Raw genomic sequence first — 4416 nt, forward strand, 5'->3', positions numbered from 1 at the left:
GGCTTCGGAGCGAGCTTGAGCAAAAGTTTCAGCAGCGGAGTGAACGCAGGACTGAGCTGGAGTGAGAAAGGTGGAGTCGGAGGAAACATCGGCTACGAAGCTCCCGGAGACAAGAACCAACCCAAGAACTCGCTTGCAAACCAGATGAAAGGAACTGGAGGAAGCTTAAATTGGAATCAAAGAGACGGAGTATCCGCGTCTCTTACAGCAGCGGGTGGCGTGAACGCAGGAACCTGGAGTCAGTCCGGTGGTTTTCAAGCGAATACGAACTTTCTAAACGACAAGTGGAAGGCTGACTTTGTTTCGGGAAAGGCGAAAGAAGACGCGGACATGCAGGAAGCAGAACGTTCTAAATCCGCTCAGAGTAGGAACAACGCTGAACAAGGCGCGGCGACTTTGGCTGGTGCAGGATACAGAAGAGAGGAGGAAAACATCCTCGACCATGTTCTGAGCAAGGCTGGTGAAGCGTTAGGGAATGTGTTTGGCGGCAATGAAGTAGGCAGCCTCTGTTTTGTCGCCGGAACCCTTGTCCTCACAAGTAAAGGATTGATCCCGATTGAAACGGTTCAGACCGGAGATGAAGTCTTGGCTTTTAATCCAGAAACAAAAGACCAGAGCTTGAAACGAGTGGTTCGTTTGTTCAGAAACGAGAATACGGAACTTCTCAATATCAACTTTGGAGAGGGTGAAGAGGTAAGAACGACAGCCGGACACAGATTCTTTACCGAGAACAGAGGCTTTGTTCTCGCAGGCGAACTTACCACGAAAGACATTTTCTTGGACAAAGCAGGAGAGAAGGTTTCTATTCACTCGATCGTAAAAGAAACACACAAAGAGAAAATCCCAGTGTTTAACTTCGAGGTCGAAGATTATCATACCTACTATGTTGGAGAGACCTGTATCCTTGTTCACAACGACAGTATTAAGATGTTGCAAGAGAAGATTGGTGCGGGTGAGAAACCTGGTTTCTTTTCTGGTCTCGGAGAACGTTTCACAAACTTAGTGAGTGGAAACGGATTTAATACGAATGCTTCACTGAATTCCGGTCCGGTGAAAATAGTGGCCGGAACCGGCGGCGGTAAGGCGACGGGGGATATATTAGAAGATTCGAATGGAAAGTTGTATCAAAAACAGACTAAAAAAGGACAAACCGAATGGGTTGAAATCAATCCGGCAACTATGGATCCGAAGAAACATGCGGAAGGGCAAGCGTTGATGGTGCAAGGAGCGGCTAACGGAGATTTGGTTGCATATTCTAAGGGACTTGCCTTAACGAAAGGATACGGCTGGAACGACAACGGATTGAATATGGTTGGAATCAGAGTTCCGGTAGATTCTCAAAATGCGACTCACAACGACTTTATGTTAGCGATTAACAAAGGGCAGTTGGAATCGGTGCATTTTGCTTCTACACAACCCGGACAAAAAAGTTATGCAGGGAACGCCGAAAAAGGAACTCCGAGCAGTGCAGCACTTGGAGGAGTTGGAGAGATATCGACGGGACATTTCAATATGGTAGGAGTGGACAAAACAGCCGGGGTTTGGAAGCACGCGTATTTAGCGGGAATGGCAGATGGAACTGTTCCGGGAGCGAGAGACGCAAACGCAGACGGAAACCACAGTGCGGCGGAAAGATCCATGGAGAACTTGAAGAAAATGACCGAGGTCTTCATCCACCAAGGTGGGACTGATACAGTTAATATAATACGAGATAAGAATACTAAAACACTGATTGTGGATTACGTTCCTGGAAAAGTTGGTGGAATTTCTCAAGGTTGTCAGGTTCCGAATCAGAGTTACTTTTACAACGCTCAAACCGGACAGAATGAAGTGTTTGTTACCTCTGGACTCAACAAAATGGCAGGTCAACACGGAGCTTTTAACAGTATGGAGACGTTATTCAAAGACAATCCTAAGTTTGGATATTCTGTGATTAACTCCTCGGATTACGACAAAGGGTTGATGAACCAACTGAATGATTTGAAAACAAATGCAAAAGAAGAATACTTGCAGGCTGAATTGCAAAATTATTTGAAGAAAAAACCGCAGTACCAAGATTACAGCGTTCAGTTTAATCGTTGATTTTGGGGATTGCCTTCCTTCTTCTTGAAGGAAGGCAATTTATTTTTACAAAGGAGTTCGTATATATATGAGAATTTTAATTTTGTTCTTTCTTACATTTGGACTTTTGTTTGCGGAATCTTTTGATGATTCTTTGCAAGGATATATTGATTCAAGCTACAAGAGCCATCTGGAAGAAAAAAAGAAAATCGTCATTCCGGAAGTTGTAGGCTTGAAAGCGGAAGATCAAAAAAAATTGTTTGATCGTTCTTCTAAGACGTACGTAGAATTTCCAATTTCGTCGGGAAACAAACCGACGATCGTAATCAAGACACCTCCAGGTTATTTGTACAATGTGCATTGGAGAATTCTCGCTTGTTCCGATTTAGGAGAAAAGTTTGATTTGAAATACGCTCGAATCAAAAAGATGCAAGTCATTACAAAGGTGGTGTCCAAAGTCGGGAAAACGGAAGTATTGCGAGAAGATGATGAGAAAGAGTTTAATTCTGACGGCATTGATGAAATACCTCTTTATGCAGACAACAATATCAATGTATCAGGTTCCGCACCATACGGAAATTCGGTAAAACACTTCCTGATCGAGATCTACATCCAAGACGCATTCCGGAAGGAAACCGGTAAACTTTGTGTATCGGAGATCTTGCCTTTTGACAGTTGAGCCTAAAATGCAATAGTAAATCGCAATACACTTCATTTCTTAACAAGAGGCATTATGAGATTATCTTTAATATTTCTTTTTTTACCAATATTGGCCTGTGCTTCTGAATTTCCGAAGTGTGAAGCCGGCGGAGTTGTAATTGAAAAGGATAAAAATGGTTTAAACGTAAGAGATTCTATAAAAGGAAAAATAATCGATGCAATTCCTAATGATTCAATGATAACTCTATCTGGTTATAAAGAGGGCTGGTTTAAAATTACCGAAGCAACTTATATGCCTCAATATCAAGATGAAGGACTAATGCTTAAATGGAAACATTCTGAAGAAGAAGGAATGGTGAAAAGGGATTATAATAAGAAGGAAGCCTGGATTAGTGGAAAGCATGTGGTTACCTATTTAATTTCTAGTACAGGAAATATTTATGAATCCCCTAACACAAATTCTAAAGTGGTTTCGGTATTTAAAGATGAAAGTATGTATTCTGTAAATATAGTTGAATGTAGCGGCAATTGGATCAAAATTAATTATAGAAATACTCTTGGATGGGTTAGCGCGATGCGCCATTGCCCAAATTCACTTACTTCTTGTGATTACTAAATTTTGTTAGATTTATTGAAATATACGAATGAACTGAGTTGGGGATACACCTTCTCTGTTAAGCCTCAAGAAAAGCAAAGATAGATTTTTCAAACTGGTAAAAGATCAATGGAAGAGACCACAATCAAAAAAGGATACGTGTTAGGCGAGGCAGTAAGAGACAAGAGAAGCGGCCAAAAGATGTATGTCGAGGTAGCTTGGAACCCGGAAGTAAGCTGTGTTTACTTTGATCCTGAAAAGGAAAGCCTTGTGAAAGTTAAAATGCTTCCGGAGGACTTAGAACGGATTAAGGAAGTTCTTCCATATCTTCCAAAGTAAAACACAAACGATCATTGAAACAAAAAAACTCAGACACCCCTTTTCCATTGACAAAATCGGCCTTTGATTCAACTCTTCAATACATTGAAGAGTTGATCCTCTCGACTTTCAAGCCCTCCTTTATTTTCTCTCCCAACTATCCTTTTATCAAAAATTAAATCAAACTTCATAGGCTGTGGGAAGCGATGTTCTGAACGTAAAATCCTCCATTTCCCCGCGTGAGCGATCGAAGCGTAAATCCTGCGATGCACCGTTCCGATTCAAACGGAAGGCGTGCAAGGAACACAAAGATATCCGAATATTCTGAATATCGAATGGTGCGTTGCAGATTGAAGCGGAGAGCGCGACCCGAAGGGGCACGCCCTTTAAAAGCCCAAGGAACAATTCTATCAAACAAAAGAGTTCCAGATGGCGACGAGCGTGATCGCAGTCGTAGCTGCACCGTTTACGGGAGGAGCGAGTCTTGCGATCGCGATGGCAGTTAACGCAGGAATCGGAGCGGCAACCGGAGCGGCCGGAGGCGGATTGCAAGGAGCTGTAGTAGGAGCGGTCGGTGGAGCAGCCGGAGCGGCGGTAAGAAGTTTTACGGGCGGAGCCGTTACGGTAGGACTCAGTTACTCAAAAGAAGGCGGATTCGGAGCTTCTGTAGGAGTGGGATACGGACCAGCGACTGTGAGTTTAGGCATCACAGAACACGGTGGAGCGACGATCGATGTAGGTTTGACAAAAGGCGGATTCAATGCGGGACTGAGCTACAACAC

General features: G+C 43.2%; 4 protein-coding genes and 1 pseudogene. All 5 read left to right on the forward strand.

Going from position 1 to position 4416, the window contains the following annotated elements:
- Positions 1–2082 (forward strand): Hint domain-containing protein (locus tag JWG45_RS22025; protein ID WP_232380834.1); only part of this gene is annotated, 2082 nt, incomplete at its 5' end.
- A 67-nt stretch (positions 2083–2149) separates the two neighbouring features.
- A complete protein-coding gene (locus tag JWG45_RS22030; protein ID WP_205281754.1) occupies positions 2150–2740 on the forward strand; it encodes a hypothetical protein in 591 nt (196 codons plus the stop codon).
- Between the two features lie 54 nt (positions 2741–2794).
- The gene (locus JWG45_RS22035; RefSeq protein WP_232380835.1) at positions 2795–3337 is read left to right on the forward strand and encodes an SH3 domain-containing protein; all 543 of its coding nucleotides are present in this window, start codon (positions 2795–2797) and stop codon (positions 3335–3337) included.
- Between the two features lie 108 nt (positions 3338–3445).
- Positions 3446–3655, forward strand: a complete 210-nt coding sequence (locus JWG45_RS22040) for a hypothetical protein (RefSeq protein WP_205281755.1) — start codon at positions 3446–3448, stop codon at positions 3653–3655.
- Positions 3656–4024: 369 nt separating this feature from the next.
- Positions 4025–4416: pseudogene (locus JWG45_RS22045) on the forward strand (hypothetical protein); the annotation flags it as partial.

The sequence above is a fragment of the Leptospira ainlahdjerensis genome (genome assembly GCF_016919175.1).
GTDB lineage: Bacteria > Spirochaetota > Leptospiria > Leptospirales > Leptospiraceae > Leptospira > Leptospira ainlahdjerensis.

What these genes read in the sequence shown, in the direction of transcription:
- JWG45_RS22030 (WP_205281754.1), top strand. Translation starts at nt 2,150, where the DNA reads ATGAGAATTTTAATTTTGTTCTTTCTTACATTTGGACTTTTGTTTGCG.
- JWG45_RS22035 (WP_232380835.1), top strand. Translation starts at nt 2,795, where the DNA reads ATGAGATTATCTTTAATATTTCTTTTTTTACCAATATTGGCCTGTGCT.
- JWG45_RS22040 (WP_205281755.1), top strand. Translation starts at nt 3,446, where the DNA reads ATGGAAGAGACCACAATCAAAAAAGGATACGTGTTAGGCGAGGCAGTA.